Genomic DNA, 20,305 nt, shown 5'->3' with positions numbered 1-20,305 from the left:
TCGTCCTCGAGTACAACCACAAGTTATGAGCACACTCAGCGCCGCCGTGCTGGATCCGCTGTTGGCAGCGGATCCGGCCGGGCCACGGATCACCTATTACGACGACGCCACCGGTGAGCGGATCGAGCTGTCGACGGTGACCATGGCCAACTGGGCCGCCAAGACCGCCAATCTGTTGCGCGACGAGATGGGTGCCGGCCCGGGAACGCGGGTGGCGGTGCTGCTGCCCGCGCACTGGCAGACCGCCGCGGTGTTGTTCGGGGTCTGGTGGATCGGCAGTGAGGTGGTTTTGGCCGGCGCACGCGAGGAGCAATCGGGCATGACGGAAGCCGACATCGCCCTGTGCACCCGCGAGCGGCTCGACGAGGCCGACGACGCGGTCTCCGGCGGCGAGGTCGCCGTGCTGTCGCTCGACCCGTTCGGCAAACCCGCCGCGGATCTGCCCATCGGGGTCACCGACTACGCCACCGCGGTCCGGGTGCACGGGGATCAGATCGTGCCAGAACGTGTGCCCGGGCCGGCCCTGGCCGGACGATCGGTCGCCGAGGTACTGGAGGCCGCCCGAAGTGCCGCGGCGGCACAGGGTTTCACCGATCGCGACCGCGTGCTGTCCACGGCGTCCTGGGACACCCCCGACGAGCTGATCGAGAACCTGGTCGCGGTGTTCGCCGTCGGGGCGTCGCTCGTGCAGGTGGCCAATCCCGATCCCGGCGCCCAGGAGCGACGCCGGGCGACGGAGAAGGTCACCCGCGGCTGACCGCCAAAATGCCCAAAGGCCAGTTATCGCACGTTCTTTCGGTGAAAGTGTGCGCTAACTGGCCACTGGGCGGTCGTTAGTTACTTCAGCAGGGCGCGGCTCATGACCACGCGCTGAATCTGGTTGGTGCCCTCGTAGATCTGGGTGATCTTGGCGTCGCGCATCATCCGCTCGACCGGGAAGTCCACCGTGTAGCCGGCGCCGCCGAACAGCTGCACCGCGTCGGTGGTGACCTCCATGGCCACATCGGAGGCGAAGCACTTGCTCGCCGCCGAGATGAACCCGAGGTTGTGCTCGCCACGCTCGGCGCGCGCCGCGGCGTGGTAGACCATCAACCGCGCGGCCTCCAGCTTCATCGCCATGTCGGCCAGCATGAATTGCACAGCCTGGAAATCAGCGATGGCCGTACCGAACTGCTTGCGGTCCTTGGTGTAGGCGATCGCCGCGTCCAGTGCGCCCTGGGCGACACCCACGGCCTGCGCACCGATGGTCGGGCGGGTGTGATCCAACGTCGCCAGCGCAGTCTTGAAACCGGTGCCCGGCTCGCCGATGATCCGGTCACCCGGAATGCGGCAGTTCTCGAAGTACAGCTCGGTGGTCGGGCTGCCCTTGATGCCGAGCTTGCGCTCCTTGGGGCCGACGCTGAAGCCCTCGTCGTCCTTGTGCACGATGAATGCCGAGATGCCGTTGGCGCCCTTGTCCGGATCGGTCACCGCCATCACGGTGTACCAGGTCGACTTGCCGCCGTTGGTGATCCAGCACTTGGTGCCGTTGAGGATCCAGTCATCGCCGTCGGCCTTCGCGCGGGTTCGCATGCCCGCCGCGTCCGAGCCGGCCTCGCGCTCGCTCAAAGCGTAGGAGGCCATCGCCTCACCGGAAGCCAGCGAGGGCAGCACCTGCTTCTTCAGCTCATCGGAGCCGCGCAGGATCAGGCCCATCGTGCCCAGTTTGTTGACCGCCGGGATCAGCGACGCCGAGCAATCCACCCGCGCCACTTCCTCGATCACGATGCACGCCGCGACCGAGTCGGCACCCTGGCCGCCGTATTCCTCGGGCACGTGAACCGCGTTGAAACCCGAAGCATTCAGGGCCTGCAGCGCTTCCTCCGGGAAGCGCGCGTTCTCGTCGACGTCGGCAGCGTGCGGGGCGATTTCCTTCTCCGCCAGTGCCCGAATCGCCGCCCGAAGCTCCTGGTGCTCCTCAGGCAACTGAAACAAATCGAAAGATGGGTTACCGCCCCAGCCAGCCATGATCGTCTCCCTAGCTCTCAGCTCGTGGCTCTCTTGGATCAATCGTTGCGCGGACCGCACATCGAGTGCATCGTCCTGCTACTTTTGGTACTCAGTACCATAGCATCGGCACTCAGTCCCACGAAAGGTGCACTCATGCCCGATTTGCCCAGCACTCGGGAGCGCCTGGTGAGCGCGGCATTCGAAATGTTCGAAGAACGTGGGTATGAGGCCACCAGCGTCGACGACATCGCCGCACGGGCGGGGGTGGGACGCACCACTGCGTTTCGCCAGTTCGGGTCGAAAGAGGCGTTGATCTTTCCCGATCACGAGACGCTGCTGCAGCGCGCCGACCAAAGGTTGTCAACGGCACCGGCCGAAGGGCTGCCCGCCGAGGTCATCGCGGTGGCGACAACCTCGGTGTTCGAGAACTATCTCGCCGAGGGCGAGCGGGCCCGGACGCGGTATCGACTCACCCGCTCGGTACCTGCCCTGCGCGACTTCGAAACGGCCGTCGTGTCGCGGTATGTCCGGCTGTTCACCAAACACCTGAGGGCAGCCCAGACCGGAGATTGGACGGCGGGCCTGCGCGCCGAATTATTCGCCAACGCCGTGGTCGCCGCGCACAACCACGTCCTGCGTCGATGGCTGCGCGGCGACGTGACCGACCCACGGTCGGACCTGGCCGAGGCGCTGGCCGCGACGTGGCCGATCTACCGGGGCGGCGGCGGTCGCACGGCGGTTGTGGTCATGTCGACCGATGAACCGATCGAGTCCCTCACACCCCGCATTCGCGACCTGATCGGAGATTGACTCAGTCTCGTCTCGTTCAGCCGTCGCCCAGCAGGCGATCGCGCAAGGCGGCGTCCTTCGCCAACACCATGTTCTCCAGGTCGGCCTGGAATTTCACCATCCGGGACCGCAGTGTGGTGTCCGAAGACCCCAGGATGCGCACGGCCAGCAGGCCCGCATTGCGTGCTCCCCCAATGGAAACCGTGGCCACCGGCACGCCGGCGGGCATCTGCACGATCGACAGCAGCGAGTCCATGCCGTCCAAGCGCGCCAACGGCACCGGAACGCCGATGACCGGAAGCGGCGTGGCAGACGCCACCATGCCGGGCAGGTGCGCGGCTCCCCCCGCTCCGGCGATGATCACCTCGACACCCCGGTCCGCGGCGGTCTTGGCGTAGTCGAGCATGCGCTGCGGAGTGCGGTGCGCGGAGACCACACCGACCTCGAACGGCACCTCGAACTCGGCGAGCGCGTCGGCCGCATCCGACATCACCGACCAGTCGCTGTCGCTGCCCATGATGAGGCCGACCCTGGGACCCGAACCCGAGCCCGTCGCTTCGCTAGTCGCCATGTTCATCCCATCCGTCGGTCCACTCGCCGTGCGACAACCAGTGCGCGGCCCGCACCGCACGCTCGCGAAGTTCGTCCATGTCAGTGCCAATGATGTTGACATGCCCGAGTTTGCGCCCGGACCGTTCACCCTTGCCGTACAGATGCACCTTCGCGTCGGGGATCCGGGCGAACAGGTGGTGCAGGCGCTCGTCCATCGACATCGTCGGCGTCTCCGGCGCCCCAAGGACGTTGGCCATCACCGCAGCGGGCGCAATGGCCGAGGTGTCGCCGAGCGGGTAGTCCAAGACCGCGCGCAGATGCTGTTCGAACTGGCTGGTGACCGCGCCGTCCATGGTCCAGTGCCCGGAGTTGTGCGGACGCATGGCCAGTTCGTTGACCAGCAGGGCGCCGTCGGTCGTCTCGAAGAGCTCGACGGCCAGCACACCGACCACGCCGAGCTCGTTCGCCAGTCGCAGCGCGAGTTCCTGTGCAGCCGAACCTAATTCATCCGACAGTCCCGGCGCGGGGGCATACACCTCGACGCAGATTCCGTTGCGTTGCACGGTTTCGACGACAGGCCAGGCCGCGCCTTGCCCGAACGGCGAGCGGGCCACCAGCGCGGCGAGCTCGCGGCGCATCGCAACGCGTTCTTCGGCGAGCACCGCGACCCCGTCGGCCAGGTAAGCGGCCACGGTCTCACGCGCGGAGGCCAGGTCGTCGGCCATCACCACGCCTTTGCCGTCGTAGCCGCCGCGCACGGTCTTGATCACCACCGGACCGTCGATCTTCCGTACGAAATCCTCGACGTCGGCGACCGAGGTGATCTCGGCGAAGCGCGGCACCGGGGCGCCGATGCTGTGCAGCTTGCGGCGCATGAGCAGTTTGTCCTGGGCGTGCACCAGCGCCGCCGGCGGCGGGTTGACCGTCACCCCTTCGGCGACGAGCTTCTCCAGGTGTTCGGTGGGCACGTGCTCGTGGTCGAACGTCAACGCCGACGCGCCTGCCGCTGCCCGCCGCAGCGCGTCCAGATCGGTGTGCGAGCCGATGACGACGTCGGGAGTGACCTGTGCGGCGGATTCGTCCGGCCCGGCGGCCAGCACCCGCAGAGTCTGCCCGAGTGCGATGGCCGCCTGGTGGGTCATCCTGGCGAGCTGGCCGCCACCGATCATCGCCACGACAGGTGGAGACGGCTTGTTGGGAGTTGTCGGCACGCGCTCTATGGTGTCATGCGCGGATTGGTGTCATCGTTGTGACCGGCTCATTGACCTGCGGTTAAGGTCGGGCTTCGCAACGATTCGGCATCGAACGACGCATTTCCGTACACTGCCTACCTGTGTCCTTCGCCGATGCGACAATCGCTCGATTGCCGCGATTCGTCCGTCCCTATGCCGAGCGGCATCACGAACTGATCAAGTTCGCGATCGTCGGCGCGACGACGTTTGTCATCGATTCGGCGATCTTCTTCACCCTCAAACTCACGGTGCTGGAGCCCAAGCCGGTCACCGCCAAGATCATCGCCGGCGTCGTTGCCGTCATCGCCTCCTACATCCTCAATCGGGAGTGGAGCTTCCAGAACCGCGGCGGCCGCGAGCGCCACCACGAGGCCCTGCTGTTCTTCGCGTTCAGCGCCGTGGGTGTGCTGCTTTCGATGCTGCCGCTGTACTTCTCCAGCTACGTGCTGGGTCTGCGGGTGCCCGAGGTGTCGTTGACGGTGGAGAACATCGCCGACTTCGTCTCTGCCTACATCCTGGGCAACCTGCTGCAGATGGCGTTCCGGTTCTGGGCGTTCCGCCGCTGGGTGTTCCCCGACGAGTTCGTGGCCAAGCCCGATCTGGCGCTGGAGTCCACACTCACCGGCGGCGGTATCGCCGAGGCCCTCGAGGATCACGCAGAGCACAGGTCCGCGACCGTGACGCCGCTGCGAACTCCGAGTCGCCGCGCGAAGGCGCGTCAGCTCGGCGATTCCTCAGAGCCCAGGGTGTCGAAGACTTCGTGATACAGCAGTGAGTGCACCTGCTCCACGCGCGGAATATCGTGGAACTCCAAGGGGTCCTGCGACGCCGATTCGATGATCAGGGTGCCGGTGCGCAACAGCCGGTCGGTCAGCCCGTGACGGAATTCGACGCTGTTGATCCGTGCGAGAGGGATGTCGATTCCCGAGCGGGTCAGTAGGCCGTGCCGGAACATGACCCGCCGGTCGGTGATCACGAAGTGGGTGGTCCACCAGTTCAGGAACGGCCAGACGGTCAACCAGCCGACGACGACGAGCCAGATCACGCCGATCACGATGAAGAGCACGTTCTTGGCGGTGCTCTGCCAGTCCATGGTGTTGACCACGGCGGCGACGAACGCCGCTGCCGCGCTGATCAGTACCAGGACGAGGACCGCACCGATCAGACGTTTCCAATGCGGATGCCGGTGGAGCACCACCTGCTCGTCGTTGGCCAGCACATTCTCCGGGTAACCCACGGCAGCACTCTACGGCTCATCAGGCCGCAGGTGGGTGATGTCGCCCGCGGAAACCCTGACCTGTTCAGAGCCGGTGTCCATGATCAGCCGCCCGAGGTCGTCGACGTCGACGGCGGTGCCCACCAACGTGTTGTCTCCCGGCAGGACCGCGCGCACGCGGGTGCCGATCGTGACGCTGCGTGCGCGGTAGTCGGCCGCCAGTTGCGGATCGGAATTGCGCCAGCCGGCGAAACGGGCGGCCAGATGCCGGAGCAGAACCTGGGCCAGCGGATTGCGGTCCACTGTGCCTGCGCCGAGCTGCGACAGTGAGGTGGCGCGCGGGTCCGGGGACTCGTCGGCCGTCATCGTCACGTTCAGGCCGAGCCCGACGACGACCACCGGTGCCGGCGACGCCACTTCGGCGAGGATGCCCGCCAGCTTTCCGCCGCCCGGGCCGACCAGGACGTCGTTGGGCCACTTCAGGCCGACGCGCACACCGGTGACCTCTGCGACGGCGTCGACGACGGCGACGCCGGTGGCCAACGGCAGCCATCCCCAGATATCGGTCAGCACCCCGGACGCGTCGACCCCCACCGACAACGCCAACTGCGACCGGGGCGGCGACGACCACTGCCGGCCATGGCGGCCACGTCCGGCAGTCTGGTATTCGGCCAGCAGCACCGTACCCGCGATGTCGGCACCGCCGGCTGCCCGCGCCAGCAGGTCGGCGTTGGTGGACCCGGTCTCCTCGACGACATCGAGTTGACGCCAGGGCGAGCTCAACCCGTTGCGCAGTGCCGTCACATCCAGCGGTGGCCTTGTGTTCATTGCCGTCAGCCTATTCGACCGACGGTCCGCTACCGATTGGCCAGGTTGGCCGCGACCTCCTCGTGCCAGAGCTCGTTGGCGTGGGTGGTGTCGACCTCCTGCTCGAAGCGATCGGTCATGTCGGGCGTGACATCGGCAAGGTCGACATAGAACTGCTCGTACCACCGGCGGTGGTGGTAGACCGGCCCGTCCTCCTCGGTCAGCAACGGGTTGTCGATGCGGGCCTTGTGTTTCCAGATCTCGACATCCTCCATGAAGCCGTCGCCGAAGCTCCGGCTCATCGCCGCCGCGAGCTTCGCCGCCTTGTCCGCGGGCATCCCCGGATTCTGCTGGACCGCGACACCCCACTGCAGCACGAACGAGTTGTGTGTCACCGGATAGTGGCAGTTGATCAGCGCGACCTCGACGGTGAATTCCGGGGCGAGATCGTTGTGGAGCCAGTTGATCATGTACGCGGGGCCGAAATACGTTGCCTCCGAACGCAGATAGGTGCCGTCCCAGAGTTCTCTGGTGGCGTAGTCCGGACGCGGTTTGGACTCCATGAACTGGCTGGCGGTGTGGCCTTCGATGACGTTCTTGAAGTAGGTCGGGTACGCGTGGTGGATGTAGAAGAAGTGCGCCATGTCGACGTTGTTGTCGACGATCTCCCGGCAGTGCGATCCCTCGATCAGGATCGAATTCCATTGCCACGGTGACCAGATGCCCTCGTCGTAGCCCTCGATCGTGGGCGGGGTCAGCTCAGCCGGCGGGGTCGAACCTTCGGGGTCGTGCCAGACGAGCAGCTGGCCGTTGACCTCACAGGTCTCCCATTTGCGGGTGCGCGCCAGCCGCGGCGTGCGTTTGGCGTAGGGCACCAGCTTGCACTTGCCGTCACCGCCCCAGCGCCAATCGTGGAACGGGCAGGCGAGGTTGTCGTCCTTGACCGAGCCCATGGACAGGTCGCCGCCCATGTGTCGGCAGTAGGAGTCGAGCACATGCAGGTCGCCGGCGGAGTCGGAGTAGACGACGAGTTTGGTACCGAACGCCTCGATACCGTGCGGCCGGCCGTCTCGGAACGTTTCAGCGAGCCCGACGCAGTGCCAGCCGCGCGCGAACCGCGTCATCGCCGTGCCGGCGTCGATTTCCCTTACGTCACTCATGCTTCTCCCCTTGGTTCTTCGCGCGAGCGCTCATTCTTCTCCCCTGCCTAGCATGTCTTTGACCGCCAGGTGGCTGAACAGCATGCTGGTTCCGATCGGATTTCCGCCGCCCGGATAGGCGGTGCCGCTGGGAGCGGCCATGGTGTTGCCCGCGGCGTACAGCCCGGCGATCACCTGCCCCTCGGCGTCGAGTACCCGGGCCGCGGTGTCGGTGCGCAAACCGCCCTTGGTTCCGAGGTCGGAGATGCCGAATGCGGCGGCGTGGAAAGGGCCCTTCTCGATCGCGACGAGTGGGGATGCACCACCGGAGAAGGCGCGGTCGTACGCCTCGTCGCCACGACCGAAATCCTCGTCCGACCCGGCGGCGACGAAGCCGTTGAACCGCGCGACGGTCGCAGTCAGGTTCTCGGCGGGGACGCCGATCTTGGCGGCGAGATCTTCCAGGGTGTCGGCGGTGTGCCACAACCCGGCGTCGACGTAGTCCTGTGTGTCGACCATCGAGACGTTGGTGGCCTTGACCGGCGGCACTATTCCTTCTTCGCCGTCCCGATCATTGTCGTAGATCATCCAGTACGGCAACGTCATCGAACCGTCGGCCAGCCGCGGCAGGATGGCCCGGCCGATCCGGTCGTAGGCCGCGGATTCGTTGACGAAACGCTGCCCGTTCTGGTCGACGAAGATGCCGCCGGTGAACCACAGCGCGAAGGCCGAGCGCCCGTCGGGGTGAGTCAGGCCCGGTGACCACCAAGCCTGGTCCATCAGGTCGACGTCGGCGCCCGCGGCGATCGCCGCCCGATGGGCGTGGCCGAGGTTGGCGGGCGGCCCCATGGTGTCGCGTGCGACACCGGGAACGCCGTATTCACGGCGCAATTCGTCGTTGCCCTCGAAACCGCCTGCGGCCAACAGCACACCGCGTCGCGCCCGGATCGCCTGCCGCGTCCCGTCGATTTCCACGACCGCACCTGTCACCGCCCCGTCCTCGACGACCAGCTCCACGAGCGGGGCATTTCGCCGAAGCGACGTATTCGGGTACTGCTCAATGGCTTTCAGAAAGCGGGCGATCAATGCCCGGCCGCCGATGAAATAGTCGTCGGGCTGCTCGGCACCGAGCCGGTCGGCGTCGAGTGGCCCGCGCACCAGCTCGCGCAGGTGCGGAGCCTTCTCCACCTTGAGTGGACGGGCCGCGATGTGGCGTTGGCCGTCGGCCCTGGCCTTGGGCGCCTTGCCGAAGTAGTCCGGCCACGGCATCGGCGCGAACTTCAGATTGTCATCGGCTTCGAGGTATTCGATCAGGTCGGCACCGCCGCGGACATAGGTGTCCTGCAGTTCCCGTGGGGTCCGGTCGCCGACGACGGCGTGGTAGTACTCCAGCGCATCCTCGATGGTGTCGTCGGTACCGGCCCGCTTGAGCACCGGGTTGCACGGGAACCACACCCCGCCGCCACCGGAATACGCGGTCGTGCCGCCGAATTTGTCGCTGGCCTCCACCAGGATCACCGACAGGCCTTCGCGCGCGGCGGTGTAGGCGCCGGTCACGCCGCCGCCCCCGGATCCGGCTATCAGGACGTCACACTGGTCATCCCACTTCATAGGTAACGCTGCCTCCCGTACTGCGCGAACTCGGCGTCCAGCGACAGCTTGTCATCGTCGCCCATGGCCTCATACGCGGGCGCCCCGCGTCCCGCCCACCGGTACACCGGCTCGCCGGTGTGCCACCGGTCCTGCTGCAGTTCGCGTTTGAGCACCTTGTTGGACCCGGTGACGGGCAGGTTCTTCGAGACCCGCAGGAATCTCGGAATCCCCTTGGCCCCCAAGTCTTCCTGGGCGGCCAAATAGGTCACGAACGCTCCTGCGTCGAACCGGTCGGGGTCGGTTACCTCGATCGCGGCCATCACCTGGTCACCCGAACGCGGATCCGGAACCGCGTACGCACCGGCGGCCACCACGTCGGGGTGACGGCGCAGCACCCGCTCGATGTTGAGCGCGGACGTGTTCTCCCCGTCGACCCGGATCCAGTCACCACGACGGCCGGCGAAGTAGATGAATCCCTGCTCGTCGAGATAACCCAGATCACCTGTCCAGTACCAGCCGTTGCGGATGCGCTCGGCGTTGGCCTCGTCGTTCTTGTAGTAACCCTCGAACGTGCGGGTGCCGAACTTGTCGACGATCTCGCCCACGGCGTCGTCGGGGTTGAGGACGCGGCCGTGCTCGTCGAAAACCGCTGGCGCACAGTCCTGCAGCGATTCGGGGTCGACTATCGCCACCCCGGCGTGTGCCGGGCGGCCCAGCGCTCCCGCCGGCATGTCGGGGGCCAGCACCACTGCCCCACCGCCTTCGCTGGAGCCGTAGCCCTCGAACAGCTCGGCATCGAACCGGCGCCGGAACTCGCGCTGGTCATCGGGCGACGCCTCGGTGCCGAAACCGCGGACCAGCGGGTTGTCGGCATCGTCGGGCTGTTCGGCGGTGGCCATCAGGTAGCCGAGCGCCTTGCCCACATAGGTGAAGAACGTCGCGCCGAAATACCGTACGTCAGGCAAGAATCCGGATGCCGAGAAAGCCGGCGTGAGGCACACCGTCGCCCCGACCGACAGCGCCGGTGCCCACAACGCCATGATCGCGTTGCCGTGGAACAGCGGCATGCAGCAGTACTCCACGTCTTCGCGCACATGGCCGAATTTCTCGGCGGCCGCATAGGCGATCCGGGCCAACCTGCCCTGGCTGCATTTGACTGCCTTCGACGCACCCGTCGTCCCCGAGGTGAACAGCAGCAGCATGAGCGAGTCCGCGCCGACGCCGGGCGCCTGCGCCGGTGACACCCGGACCGCGTTGACCGCCTCGATGTATCCGGGTTGGTCGATCACCAGGACCCGGTCATCCTGCAGGCCGGTATCCAGGCTGCGGAGCCGCGCCGCGCCCGGGGTGTCGGTGACGATCAATTGGCAATCGGCAAGCCGGATTTCGGCTGCCAACTCCGCCGCACCGCGGGTCGGGTTGATCCCCACCACGGTGGCACCGACAAGTGCGGCGCCACCCAGCCAGAACAGGAAGTCCGGCACGTTGTCCAGGAGCACGCCGATATGGAAAGGCCCATCGATTCGGATCGCTTGGGCCAGCGCCCCGCGCGCGGCCGATTCGGCGACCACCTCGTCCCAGGTCCAGTCCCGGTCACGGGTGCGCAGGCCCAGGTGTTGGTCGCCGGCCCGGTCGAGCAGCATCGCCGCGATCGAGTCGCGCACGGCCTCAGCCATGAGCCTCGGTGGCGGCGCGCTTCTGGTCGATGTAGGCCTGCGGCAGGTCTTCCCGGCTCAGCTTGGTCACGCTGACCGGACCGGTTTGGTAGGCATCCTCACCGATGATGAGGCCGTCGGCGTCGATGGGCCAGTTGATGAGCTGCCGGAACAACAGGAGGTAGTCGCCGTCCGGGTCGTCGACCTCGACGCCGATGCCCTGGGCGGCCGCGCCGGGGTAGATCATCTTCATCCAGCCTTCGGTCATCACCAGATCATCGTCGACGGCAAGGCGATCGATCTCGAAAACGAGGTGGTTGGCACCGCTGGCCACGAAGGCCTCGTAGTAGGCGCGCACACCTTCGGTGGTCTTGGGCCCCATATCGGTATTGGCGTACCAGAAGTGGTAGTCCGGGTTGGGGCTCAGCGTCGCCATCAGCCGGCCCATATCGGGCTCGGCCTCGGCCTTCATGTGCTCCAGAACGACGCTGAGTACCTGACGATGCCGCTCGTTGGTGGTGGCGGCCAGGCGCTCTTCCACGGGGACCCAGGTCTTGGTCGGGTCGATGATGGCCATGCGGCCTCCTTGTGTCGATCAGTGTGGGTGGGCTGCATCGCAATCCTGACCAACGGGGCGATCGCCGTCAGCCGACGCACGTCGGGCGATTTCGCGGATTAACCCGACACTTGTCGGAGTGGTAGGGCCTCGGCGGCGGCGCCCGGCGCCCTACAGCAGGTCCGCGTCGGCGAGTTCCGCCGACGACATCGCGATGCGCCGCACCATGAGCACCAGTGTGCCCAGGAAACGGTCGACCGGGTCATCGAAATCCCACCCCATCGCGGTCTGCACGCGCGCCAACCGGGCCGCCACCGTGCTGTGGTGCACGTGCAGTTCGGCGGCCGTCCGCCGCAACGAGCCGTAGACGAAGAATGCCTCGGTGGTCCGCACGTCGAGATCCCCCGCAGGCGATGACGCGATGTCGTTGATACGGGCCACATCGCGATTACGCCGCACCCGGTCGATCGGCAGGTCCGCCAGCAATTCCAGCGAGCTCAGCCGGTCATAGGCCACCACGCGTCGGCCGAACCCGGTCGACGATGCGAACCGCAGTGCCCGCACGGCCTCGTGCCATGAGGTCGACGCGCCGAACACGTTACCCAGCGATCCGATGCCGACCCACGGGCCGGACGCGGTGCCGACGTTCACCACCGCCGGAAACTGTTCGACGATGCGGCGCTCCAGACGATCCGAGAGTTCCCTCATGTCGAACGACCCCTGGCACACGATGGCAGTCGCGTTGCCGATCACCGCCGATCGCACTGTCGGCGTGGGCAATTCACCGGTGATGAGCCGCAGCGTCTCCCGTGGCGAATGGCCGGACGCCGCCAGCACGCACGTAGGCCTGGTCTCGTCGAGGCCCAGCAGCCGGATCGCACGTGCCCGGTCTTCGCGATGCTCCTTGCCCGACAGCACGACCTCGAGCAACGCGGGGTCACCGAGATGCGGAGTCCCGCTCACCCCGGTCCGGGCCGCGACGCGGCTGAGCAGTCGCCGCAACCGGTCGAGCAGGACATCGTCCAACGGATGCCCGGATCCGTCGCGCTCCACCCAGACGACGGTCTCGCCCCCCGACGTCGGCACAGCCGCGTCCTCGATCGGATCCAGACGTCCGGACGCGTCGTACCGGACGACGGTGCCGCCCGGCCAGCGGACACCGACGGGGCATTGCGCTGTCAGCGCGGCAAACCGCACAGCGGCGTCGGCGTTGACCTCCTGCTCCTCCAGCGCGTCGAACTGGGCGACGAGTCGAAGCACCGATCCGGGATCGCTGCCCAGTTCGGACAGCAGAAGCGGCCCGGTGGTCATGGTCGAGAGCGTAGGCCCGCAGGCCGCCGCGGCGTCGGGCCACAGCACACAACGCCTGCCGCAGTGACGCGCGCCACGTCCACCTCTCTTAGACCAGTCTTAGGGTTACCGATAGCATCGGGACCTATGACGAGCGTTACCGAGCCGTCCGCCGAGCACCAGGTGGACATCCACACCACTGCAGGCAAGCTGGCTGACCTCAAGAGGCGGGCCGAAGAGACGCTGCATCCCGTCGGCGAAGCCGCCGTGGACAAGGTGCATGCGAAGGGCAAGCTGACCGCCCGCGAGCGCATCCTCGCCCTCCTCGACGAGGGGTCGTTCGTCGAACTCGACGCGCTGGCCAAGCACCGCAGCACCAACTTCGGCCTAGAGAACAACCGGCCGCTGGGCGACGGCGTGATCACCGGCTACGGCACCATCGACGGCCGCGATGTCTGCATCTTCAGCCAGGACGCCACCGTGTTCGGCGGCAGCCTCGGCGAGGTGTACGGCGAGAAGATCGTCAAGGTCCAGGAGCTGGCCATCAAGACCGGCCGCCCGCTGATCGGCATCAACGACGGCGCCGGCGCCCGCATCCAGGAGGGCGTGGTCTCGCTCGGCCTGTACAGCCGGATCTTCCACAACAACATCAAGGCCTCGGGTGTCATCCCGCAGATCTCGTTGATCATGGGCGCCGCGGCCGGTGGCCACGTCTACTCCCCCGCGCTGACCGACTTCATCGTCATGGTCGACCAGACCAGCCAGATGTTCATCACCGGCCCGGACGTCATCAAGACCGTCACCGGCGAGGACGTCACCATGGAGGAGCTGGGCGGCGCCCACACCCACATGGCGAAGTCCGGCACCGCGCACTACGTCGCCTCGGGCGAGCAGGACGCCTTCGAGTACGTCCGCGACCTGCTGAGCTACCTGCCTCCGAACAACTACGCCGAGCCGCCGCACTACCCGGTGGCCACGGCGCAGGGTTCCATCGAGGAGACCCTGACCGACGAGGACATCGAGCTCGACACCCTGATCCCGGACTCCCCGAATCAGCCGTACGACATGCACGAGGTCATCACCCGGATCCTCGACGACGAGTTCCTCGAGGTTCAGGCCGGGTACGCCGGCAACATCGTGGTCGGCTTCGGCCGGGTCGACGGCCGCCCGGTCGGCATCGTGGCCAACCAGCCGACGCAGTTCGCCGGCTGCCTCGACATCAACGCCTCGGAGAAGGCCGCCCGGTTCATCCGGACCTGCGACTGCTTCAACATCCCGATCGTCCTTCTGGTCGACGTCCCCGGCTTCCTGCCCGGCACCGACCAGGAGTACAACGGCATCATCCGGCGCGGCGCCAAGCTGCTCTACGCCTACGGTGAGGCCACCGTCGCCAAGATCACCGTCATCACCCGCAAGTCCTACGGCGGCGCGTACTGCGTGATGGGTTCCAAGGACATGGGCGCCGACGTGGTGGTCGCCTGGCCGACGGCACAGATCGCCGTCATGGGCGCCTCCGGCGCGGTGGGCTTCGTGTACCGCAGCCAGCTCAAGGATGCCGCCGCCAAGGGCGAGGACGTCGACGCGTTGCGCCTGGAGCTGCAGCAGACCTACGAGGACACTCTGGTCAACCCCTACATCGCCGCTGAGCGTGGATATGTCGACGCGGTCATCCCGCCGTCGCACACCCGTGGCTATGTGGCCAACGCGCTGCGGCTGTTGGAGCGCAAGATTATTCAGATGCCGCCGAAGAAGCACGGGAACATTCCACTGTGAGCGGGGCGAACGAGGCCGACACTGTGAGCGGGGCGAACGATTCAGCTGCTGTGAGCGCCGAAGTACAGGCCGACGAAGTGCAGGCCGAGCAGAAGGCCGACCATGAAGCCCACATCAAGGTGCTGCGCGGTCAGCCCACCGACGAGGAGATGGCCGCGCTGATGGCTGTCCTCAGCACCGCCGGTGGTGGCAGCTCCGAGCCGGTGGTCCGCGATCGCAACCTGTGGGGGCATCCGGTGGACAAGCTGCGCTACTCGATCTTCAGCTGGCAGCGCATCACGCTGTGGGAGCGCACCCACATGCGCCGCTGATGAGCGCTGGCGCGAAGAAGAACCGGCCCTGAATGACCCGGGTCGTTCTGGGTTCGGCATCGACAGGCCGGCTTGGCGTTCTACGCCAGGCCGGCCTCGATCCGTTGGTGGTGGTCTCCGGTGTCGACGAGGACGCCGTCATGGCCTCGTTGGGCGATGCCCCACCTGAAAAGGTGGTGAGTGGACTGGCCGCGGCCAAGGCCGACGAGGTGGTCACCCACCTGCCCGCGGCGGCGGTGGACGACTGTGTAGTCATCGGCTGCGACTCGATGTTGTTTCTCGACGGCCGGCTGTGTGGCAAGCCCGGCGATGTCGACACCGCGCGGCGGCAATGGCAGGCGATGTCGGGTCGCACGGCGCAGTTGTATTCGGGCCACGCCGTACTAGTGGTGCGCGACGGGTCCGTGACCCAGCGTATTGCCGAAACCGGGGTCACCGCAGTGCATTTCGGTTCGCCGAGTGAGGGCGATCTGGAAGCCTATCTGCGCAGCGGTGAACCTCTCGGTGTCGCAGGCGGTTTCACTCTTGACGGGCTGGGCGGCTGGTTCATCGAAGGAATCGACGGAGATCCGTCCAACGTGATCGGACTGAGCCTGCCACTGCTGCGCCGGATGCTTTCTGCCGCGGGGATTTCCATCGCACAGCTCTGGAACGGTTCGACTCAGGTCTGAGCTGGGCCGGCACTCGTGCCGTGCGCACACCTTCCTGACCGTTCTGCCCGACGGATCAGCTCCATCTCGACGAGCTCGAAGTGCCGCGTTTCGGCGAGCCATCAAGGGGTACCCGCGCCAGAGCCGACGAAAGGAGCGCCGTCATGGGTTTTCCCGATCAACATCAGCCGGTGCCGGGTTTACAGGAGCGGATGGACCCGGTGCCCGATTGTGGTGAGAACAGCTATCGCGGGTCCGGCAAGCTGGCCGACCGGAGAGCTCTCATCACCGGCGGCGACAGCGGGATCGGTCGAGCCGTGGCCATCGCCTTCGCCCGGGAAGGCGCCGACGTGGCGATCGCGTATCTCAACGAGGACGAGGACGCCGAGTCGGTTGCCGAACTGGTGCGGCAGGCCGGACGCAAGTGTGTGTTGATCCCCGGTGACCTGTCGGATCCGGCCCGCTGCCGTTCGGCTGTGGAACGCACGGTGACCGAGCTGGGCGGGATCGACATCCTCGTCAGCAATGCGGCGTATCAGATGACGCACGAGACGTTGGACGAGATCGACGACGAGGAGTGGGATTACACCTTCAAGCTCAATGTCGGCGCGTACTTCCACCTCGTCAAGGCGGCCGTGCCGCATATGGCACCCGGTTCGTCGATCATCGGTAGTTCGTCGGTCAATTCCGACATGCCGTCGCCGACTCTGGCTCCCTACGCCGCCACCAAGGCGGCCATCGCGAACTTCTCCGCGAGCCTGGCGCAGTTGCTGGGCGAGAAGGGGATCCGGGTGAACAGCGTTGCGCCGGGCCCGATTTGGACCCCGCTGATCCCCTCGACCATGCCGTCGAAGAAGGTCACATCGTTCGGCGAGGACACACCGCTCGGCCGCGCCGGACAGCCCGCCGAGTTGGCGCCTGCCTATGTGCTGTTGGCGTCCGACGACGGAAGCTACATATCGGCGGCGAGGCTGGCGGTCACAGGCGGGCGCCCCATCCTCTGACGCCGGAGTGACCAAATTGCAACCTTTCGAGTCGCGGCACGCCGTGCCGATGTCCCGAATAGTCTCAACCACGGGTTGACACTGGGCCGATGCCAGTCGAAGAAACTATGTGGGATGTTCGCGTGGCGCGCGACTTCGAAACATGCGATCTGGAGCGGCTGCGCGCCGCATTCGCCGACATCATCACCAAGCGACTCTCCCCGGGCAAGCGACTGCTTCGCGTCGTGACCTGGTCGCAGAACGGCGGTTCGCTGTTCCGCGCGAACAATGGCGCCCGCCGGTACGCCGTGGCCTACGAGGTGGCCTTCACCGCATAGGCGCCGGTCGTGGGCACTGCCGCAGCGCGAATAATCGGCCCGACGGTACGCTCTTGGTGTGCCGTTGCCTGCTGATCCCAGCCCCACTCTTGCCGAGTACGCCCATCCGGAGCGCCTGGTCACCGCCGACTGGCTGGCCAGCAATCTGGGTCGGCCCGGTTTGGCCATCGTCGAGTCCGACGAGGATGTCTTGCTTTATGACACCGGCCATATCCCGGGCGCGGTCAAGGTCGACTGGCATCTCGACCTCAACGACCCCAATGTGCGTGACTACATCGACGGTGAGCAGTTCGCCGAGTTGATGGACCGCAAGGGCATCAGCCGCGACGACACGGTCGTCATCTACGGCGACAAGAGCAACTGGTGGGCGGCCTACGCGCTGTGGGTGTTCACCCTGTTCGGCCACCCCGATGTGCGCCTGCTCGACGGCGGGCGCGACCTGTGGGTGTCCCACGGCCGCGACACCACCCTTGAGGTGCCCACCCGGCAGTCCAGCGGTTACCCGGTTGTGGAACGCAACGACGCCCCGATCCGGGCTTACCGCAACGACGTGCTCGACATCCTCGGCAAGCAGCCGTTGATCGACGTCCGCTCGCCCCAGGAGTACACCGGCGAGCGCACCCACATGCCCGACTACCCGGAAGAAGGGGCTCTTCGCGGCGGGCACATCCCCACGGCGAAGTCGATCCCATGGGCCAAGGCGGCCAAGGACAGCGGCCAGTTCCGCAGCCGCGCAGAACTCGAGGAGCTCTACAGCTTCCTCACCCCCGAGGACAAGACCGTCGTGTACTGCCGGATCGGTGAGCGCTCGAGCCACACCTGGTTCGTGCTCACCCATCTGCTCGGGCTGCCCGGTGTGCGCAACTACGACGGCTCATGGACCGAATGGGGCAACGCCGTTCGGGTCCCCGTCGCGGTCGGCCCGGACCCAGGTGACGCCCCGGGCGCCTCGTGACTTCGATGCCGGACACCTTGGCGGAGGTCGTCTCCGACTTCCAGGAGGTCGCCGGCCAGGACAAGTTGCAGCTGCTGCTGGAGTTCGCCAACGAGTTGCCACCATTGCCGCCCCATCTGGAAGAGGCTGCGATGGAGCCGGTTCCGGAGTGCCAGTCCCCTTTGTTCCTGGACGTCGACGCGTCCGATCGGAGCAAGGTGCGGTTGTTCTTCAGCGCACCGCCAGAGGCCCCGACGACGCGGGGTTTCGCCGCGATCCTGGCGGCCGGCCTCGACGGCCAACCGGCTGACGACATCTTGGCGGTCCCCGACGACTTCTACACGGCGCTGGGCCTGGCCGCGTTGATCAGCCCGCTGCGACTGCGCGGAATGTCGGCGATGCTGAGCCGGATCAAGCGTCGGCTTCGTGCGGCCTGAGCCTCGACCCGCCCGACCCAACCGAGAATGATGATGAAAACCGCGGCCGCCACACGGCCACCAGTTGTCCCAGGCCAACACGGTGAAACCGCCGAGTTGCCGCCGCAGTCAAACGGATCCGAAAAAACCTACTGATCAGTAACCGATACCGGCTGGGCAGGCCTTGAGGTGCGCCGCATAAACTGCCCGCGATAGATTCTTAAAGACGTTTCTTAGAGAACTGCCGAGGAGGCACCGTGGCCAACCACGCCAGCTCAAAGATCTCCAAGGTGCTGGTCGCCAATCGCGGGGAGATCGCGGTCCGGGTGATTCGCGCCGCCAAAGACGCCGGACTGACCAGCGTGGCGGTGTACGCCGAGCCTGACGCCGATGCGCCGCACGTGCGGCTCGCTGATGAAGCCTTCGCCCTGGGCGGCCAGACCTCAGCCGAGTCCTACCTGGTCTTCGAGAAGATCCTGGACGCCGCCGCCAAGTCCGGCGCCAACGCCATCCACCCGGGTTACGGCTTCCTGTCGGAGAACGCCGACTTCGCCCAGGCCGTGCTCGACGCCGGGTTGATCTGGATCGGGCCGAGCCCGCAGTCCATCCGCGATCTGGGTGACAAGGTCACCGCGCGCCACATCGCCGCCAAGGCCAAGGCACCGCTGGTTCCGGGCACCCCGGACCCGGTCAAGAACGCCGACGAGGTCGTCGCGTTCGCCAAGGAGTTCGGTGTGCCCGTCGCGATCAAGGCCGCCTTCGGCGGTGGCGGTCGCGGCATGAAGGTGGCCCGGACCATCGAGGAGATCCCGGAGCTGTTCGACTCGGCGACCCGTGAGGCCGTCGCCGCGTTCGGCCGCGGCGAATGCTTCGTCGAGCGCTACCTGGACAAGCCGCGCCACGTCGAGGCCCAGGTCATCGCCGACACGCACGGCAACGTCGTCGTCGCCGGTACCCGTGACTGCTCGCTGCAGCGCCGCTTCCAGAAGCTGGTCGAGGAGGCTCCGGCTCCGTTCCTCACCGACGCGCAGCGCAAGGAGATCCACGAATCCGCCAAGCGCATCTGCAAGGAGGCCGGCTACTACGGTGCGGGCACCGTTGAGTACCTGGTCGGTCAGGACGGGCTGATCTCCTTCCTGGAGGTCAACACCCGTCTGCAGGTCGAACACCCGGTCACCGAGGAGACCTCGGGCATCGACCTGGTGCTACAGCAGTTCAAGATCGCCAACGGCGAGGCACTCGACATCACCGAGGATCCGACGCCGCGCGGCCACTCGTTCGAGTTCCGCATCAACGGTGAGGACGCCGGTCGCGGCTTCCTGCCCGCCCCCGGCCCCGTCACCAAGTTCGAGGCGCCGACGGGTCCGGGTGTCCGGATGGACTCCGGCGTGGAGTCCGGCTCGGTCATCGGTGGCCAGTTCGACTCGATGCTCGCCAAGCTGATCGTTTCCGGCGCCACTCGCGAGGAGGCCCTGGCCCGCTCGCGTCGCGCGCTGGCAGAGTTCAACGTGGAGGGCTTGGCCACCGTTATCCCGTTCCACCGGGCCGTGGTGTCCGACCCCGCCTTCATCGGCGACGGGGACGGCTTCAGCGTGCACACCCGGTGGATCGAGACCGAGTGGGACAACACCGTCGAGCCGTTCACCGGTGGCGATCCGATCGAGGAAGAGGACACCATTCCTCGCCAGACCGTGGTCGTCGAGGTCGGCGGACGCCGCCTCGAGGTGTCGCTGCCCGGTGACCTGGCGCTCGGCGGTGGCGGTGCAAGCGGTGGTGCGAGCGGTGTCCTCAGGAAGAAGCCGAAGGCCCGCAAGCGCGGTGGCGGCGGCGCGACCGCGGCATCGGGTGACTCGGTGACGGCGCCGATGCAGGGCACCGTGGTCAAGGTGGCTGTCGAGGAGGGCCAGGAAGTGGCCGCGGGCGACCTGGTCGTGGTCCTGGAGGCCATGAAGATGGAGAACCCGGTGACGGCGCACAAGGACGGCGTCATCACCGGCCTGGCCGTCGAGGCGGGTGCCGCCATCACCCAGGGCACCGTGATCGCCGAAATCAAGTAGATCTTTCGGACCGAGTGGCCACTTG

At 66.8% G+C, this 20,305-nt stretch carries 21 protein-coding genes; 11 read left to right on the top strand and 10 right to left on the bottom strand.

The genetic code is table 11. The annotated features are described in order from the left end of the window. Window positions 1-25 precede the first annotated feature (25 nt). Window positions 26-757 carry a TIGR03089 family protein gene (locus QQ25_RS09535; protein ID WP_039317523.1) on the top strand — a complete coding sequence of 244 codons (732 nt, stop codon included), beginning with the start codon at window positions 26-28 and terminating at the stop codon, window positions 755-757. An 80-nt stretch (window positions 758-837) separates the two neighbouring features. Here QQ25_RS09535 and QQ25_RS09530 read toward each other — a convergent pair whose 3' ends face one another. Beyond that, window positions 838-2,007 carry an acyl-CoA dehydrogenase gene (locus tag QQ25_RS09530; protein WP_039317520.1) on the bottom strand — a complete coding sequence of 390 codons (1,170 nt, stop codon included), beginning with the start codon at window positions 2,005-2,007 and terminating at the stop codon, window positions 838-840. Between the two features lie 135 nt (window positions 2,008-2,142). On the opposite strand from QQ25_RS09530, the gene QQ25_RS09525 reads away from it, so the two are divergent. Further along, window positions 2,143-2,799 carry a TetR/AcrR family transcriptional regulator gene (locus QQ25_RS09525; RefSeq protein ID WP_039317517.1) on the top strand — a complete coding sequence of 219 codons (657 nt, stop codon included), beginning with the start codon at window positions 2,143-2,145 and terminating at the stop codon, window positions 2,797-2,799. Between the two features lie 16 nt (window positions 2,800-2,815). Here QQ25_RS09525 and purE read toward each other — a convergent pair whose 3' ends face one another. Beyond that, the gene (gene purE / locus QQ25_RS09520) at window positions 2,816-3,355 is read right to left on the bottom strand and encodes a 5-(carboxyamino)imidazole ribonucleotide mutase (protein ID WP_201774211.1); all 540 of its coding nucleotides are present in this window, start codon (window positions 3,353-3,355) and stop codon (window positions 2,816-2,818) included. Continuing rightward, the gene (locus QQ25_RS09515; protein ID WP_039318468.1) at window positions 3,339-4,499 is read right to left on the bottom strand and encodes a 5-(carboxyamino)imidazole ribonucleotide synthase; all 1,161 of its coding nucleotides are present in this window, start codon (window positions 4,497-4,499) and stop codon (window positions 3,339-3,341) included. The genes purE and QQ25_RS09515 overlap by 17 nt, the downstream gene beginning before the upstream one ends. A gap of 164 nt (window positions 4,500-4,663) precedes the next feature. Here QQ25_RS09515 and QQ25_RS09510 point away from each other — a divergent pair, with 164 nt between their 5' ends. Then, window positions 4,664-5,326 carry a GtrA family protein gene (locus QQ25_RS09510; RefSeq protein ID WP_039317513.1) on the top strand — a complete coding sequence of 221 codons (663 nt, stop codon included), beginning with the start codon at window positions 4,664-4,666 and terminating at the stop codon, window positions 5,324-5,326. On the opposite strand, the gene QQ25_RS09505 is transcribed toward QQ25_RS09510, so the two are convergent. The 7 genes from QQ25_RS09505 to QQ25_RS09475 form a co-directional block, all read right to left on the bottom strand. Beyond that, window positions 5,281-5,799, bottom strand: a complete 519-nt coding sequence (locus QQ25_RS09505; RefSeq protein ID WP_039317510.1) for a PH domain-containing protein — start codon at window positions 5,797-5,799, stop codon at window positions 5,281-5,283. The genes QQ25_RS09510 and QQ25_RS09505 overlap by 46 nt on opposite strands. A 9-nt stretch (window positions 5,800-5,808) precedes the next feature. Continuing rightward, a complete protein-coding gene (locus QQ25_RS09500) occupies window positions 5,809-6,606 on the bottom strand; it encodes a biotin--[acetyl-CoA-carboxylase] ligase (protein ID WP_039378402.1) in 798 nt (265 codons plus the stop codon). Window positions 6,607-6,635: 29 nt separating this feature from the next. Beyond that, the gene (locus QQ25_RS09495) at window positions 6,636-7,745 is read right to left on the bottom strand and encodes a 3-ketosteroid-9-alpha-monooxygenase, oxygenase component (RefSeq protein WP_039378401.1); all 1,110 of its coding nucleotides are present in this window, start codon (window positions 7,743-7,745) and stop codon (window positions 6,636-6,638) included. A 30-nt stretch (window positions 7,746-7,775) separates the two neighbouring features. After that, window positions 7,776-9,335: an FAD-binding protein gene (locus tag QQ25_RS09490; protein ID WP_039378399.1), complete on the bottom strand. Its 1,560-nt coding sequence runs from the start codon at window positions 9,333-9,335 to the stop codon at window positions 7,776-7,778. Then, window positions 9,332-10,993 (bottom strand): steroid-22-oyl-CoA synthetase, encoded by a 1,662-nt coding sequence (gene casI, locus QQ25_RS09485; protein WP_039378398.1) that lies wholly within the window; start codon window positions 10,991-10,993, stop codon window positions 9,332-9,334. Before casI ends, QQ25_RS09490 begins: the two co-directional genes overlap by 4 nt. Beyond that, window positions 10,986-11,549 (bottom strand): nuclear transport factor 2 family protein, encoded by a 564-nt coding sequence (locus QQ25_RS09480; RefSeq protein WP_039378396.1) that lies wholly within the window; start codon window positions 11,547-11,549, stop codon window positions 10,986-10,988. Before QQ25_RS09480 ends, casI begins: the two co-directional genes overlap by 8 nt. A 150-nt stretch (window positions 11,550-11,699) precedes the next feature. Then, on the bottom strand, window positions 11,700-12,839 hold the full coding sequence (locus QQ25_RS09475; RefSeq protein ID WP_039378395.1) for a PucR family transcriptional regulator: 1,140 nt from the start codon (window positions 12,837-12,839) through the stop codon (window positions 11,700-11,702). A gap of 126 nt (window positions 12,840-12,965) precedes the next feature. Here QQ25_RS09475 and QQ25_RS09470 point away from each other — a divergent pair, with 126 nt between their 5' ends. From QQ25_RS09470 to QQ25_RS09435, 8 genes are all read left to right on the top strand, one after another. Continuing rightward, window positions 12,966-14,591 (top strand): acyl-CoA carboxylase subunit beta, encoded by a 1,626-nt coding sequence (locus QQ25_RS09470; RefSeq protein WP_039378393.1) that lies wholly within the window; start codon window positions 12,966-12,968, stop codon window positions 14,589-14,591. Between the two features lie 23 nt (window positions 14,592-14,614). Continuing rightward, a complete protein-coding gene (locus QQ25_RS09465; RefSeq protein ID WP_039378671.1) occupies window positions 14,615-14,902 on the top strand; it encodes an acyl-CoA carboxylase subunit epsilon in 288 nt (95 codons plus the stop codon). 32 nt (window positions 14,903-14,934) lie between these two features. Beyond that, window positions 14,935-15,573, top strand: a complete 639-nt coding sequence (locus tag QQ25_RS09460) for a Maf family protein (protein WP_039317488.1) — start codon at window positions 14,935-14,937, stop codon at window positions 15,571-15,573. Between the two features lie 143 nt (window positions 15,574-15,716). Then, complete coding sequence (locus QQ25_RS09455; protein WP_039317485.1) at window positions 15,717-16,556, top strand: SDR family oxidoreductase; 840 nt, start codon at window positions 15,717-15,719, stop codon at window positions 16,554-16,556. Window positions 16,557-16,645: 89 nt separating this feature from the next. Continuing rightward, window positions 16,646-16,873, top strand: coding sequence for a hypothetical protein (locus QQ25_RS09450; protein ID WP_231965657.1), 228 nt, complete (start codon window positions 16,646-16,648; stop codon window positions 16,871-16,873). Between the two features lie 58 nt (window positions 16,874-16,931). Next, entirely contained in the window at window positions 16,932-17,828 is an 897-nt protein-coding gene (locus tag QQ25_RS09445; RefSeq protein ID WP_039317480.1) for a sulfurtransferase, read from the top strand. Between the two features lie 5 nt (window positions 17,829-17,833). Continuing rightward, window positions 17,834-18,244 carry a SufE family protein gene (locus QQ25_RS09440; RefSeq protein WP_101906319.1) on the top strand — a complete coding sequence of 137 codons (411 nt, stop codon included), beginning with the start codon at window positions 17,834-17,836 and terminating at the stop codon, window positions 18,242-18,244. A gap of 236 nt (window positions 18,245-18,480) precedes the next feature. Beyond that, on the top strand, window positions 18,481-20,280 hold the full coding sequence (locus QQ25_RS09435) for an acetyl-CoA carboxylase biotin carboxylase subunit (RefSeq protein ID WP_039378390.1): 1,800 nt from the start codon (window positions 18,481-18,483) through the stop codon (window positions 20,278-20,280). Window positions 20,281-20,305: the final 25 nt, after the last annotated feature.

Origin of the sequence: Mycolicibacterium setense (genome assembly GCF_000805385.1) — a bacterium.
GTDB classification, from domain to species: domain Bacteria; phylum Actinomycetota; class Actinomycetes; order Mycobacteriales; family Mycobacteriaceae; genus Mycobacterium; species Mycobacterium setense.
Note: the sequence above shows the minus strand (reverse complement) of the source record. Positions and strands in the feature narration are given on the sequence as shown.

Excerpts from the sequence above, each read along its gene's own strand:
- QQ25_RS09480 (WP_039378396.1), bottom strand. The coding sequence starts at position 11,549 with ATGGCCATCATCGACCCGACCAAGACCTGGGTCCCCGTGGAAGAGCGC.
- QQ25_RS09535 (WP_039317523.1), top strand. The coding sequence starts at position 26 with ATGAGCACACTCAGCGCCGCCGTGCTGGATCCGCTGTTGGCAGCGGAT.
- QQ25_RS09495 (WP_039378401.1), bottom strand. The coding sequence starts at position 7,745 with ATGAGTGACGTAAGGGAAATCGACGCCGGCACGGCGATGACGCGGTTC.
- QQ25_RS09515 (WP_039318468.1), bottom strand. The coding sequence starts at position 4,499 with ATGATCGGTGGCGGCCAGCTCGCCAGGATGACCCACCAGGCGGCCATC.
- purE (WP_201774211.1), bottom strand. The coding sequence starts at position 3,355 with ATGAACATGGCGACTAGCGAAGCGACGGGCTCGGGTTCGGGTCCCAGG.
- casI (WP_039378398.1), bottom strand. The coding sequence starts at position 10,993 with ATGGCTGAGGCCGTGCGCGACTCGATCGCGGCGATGCTGCTCGACCGG.
- QQ25_RS09470 (WP_039378393.1), top strand. The coding sequence starts at position 12,966 with ATGACGAGCGTTACCGAGCCGTCCGCCGAGCACCAGGTGGACATCCAC.
- QQ25_RS09450 (WP_231965657.1), top strand. The coding sequence starts at position 16,646 with ATGCCAGTCGAAGAAACTATGTGGGATGTTCGCGTGGCGCGCGACTTC.
- QQ25_RS09500 (WP_039378402.1), bottom strand. The coding sequence starts at position 6,606 with ATGAACACAAGGCCACCGCTGGATGTGACGGCACTGCGCAACGGGTTG.
- QQ25_RS09460 (WP_039317488.1), top strand. The coding sequence starts at position 14,935 with ATGACCCGGGTCGTTCTGGGTTCGGCATCGACAGGCCGGCTTGGCGTT.
- QQ25_RS09490 (WP_039378399.1), bottom strand. The coding sequence starts at position 9,335 with ATGAAGTGGGATGACCAGTGTGACGTCCTGATAGCCGGATCCGGGGGC.
- QQ25_RS09530 (WP_039317520.1), bottom strand. The coding sequence starts at position 2,007 with ATGGCTGGCTGGGGCGGTAACCCATCTTTCGATTTGTTTCAGTTGCCT.
- QQ25_RS09475 (WP_039378395.1), bottom strand. The coding sequence starts at position 12,839 with ATGACCACCGGGCCGCTTCTGCTGTCCGAACTGGGCAGCGATCCCGGA.
- QQ25_RS09455 (WP_039317485.1), top strand. The coding sequence starts at position 15,717 with ATGGGTTTTCCCGATCAACATCAGCCGGTGCCGGGTTTACAGGAGCGG.
- QQ25_RS09525 (WP_039317517.1), top strand. The coding sequence starts at position 2,143 with ATGCCCGATTTGCCCAGCACTCGGGAGCGCCTGGTGAGCGCGGCATTC.
- QQ25_RS09440 (WP_101906319.1), top strand. The coding sequence starts at position 17,834 with ATGCCGGACACCTTGGCGGAGGTCGTCTCCGACTTCCAGGAGGTCGCC.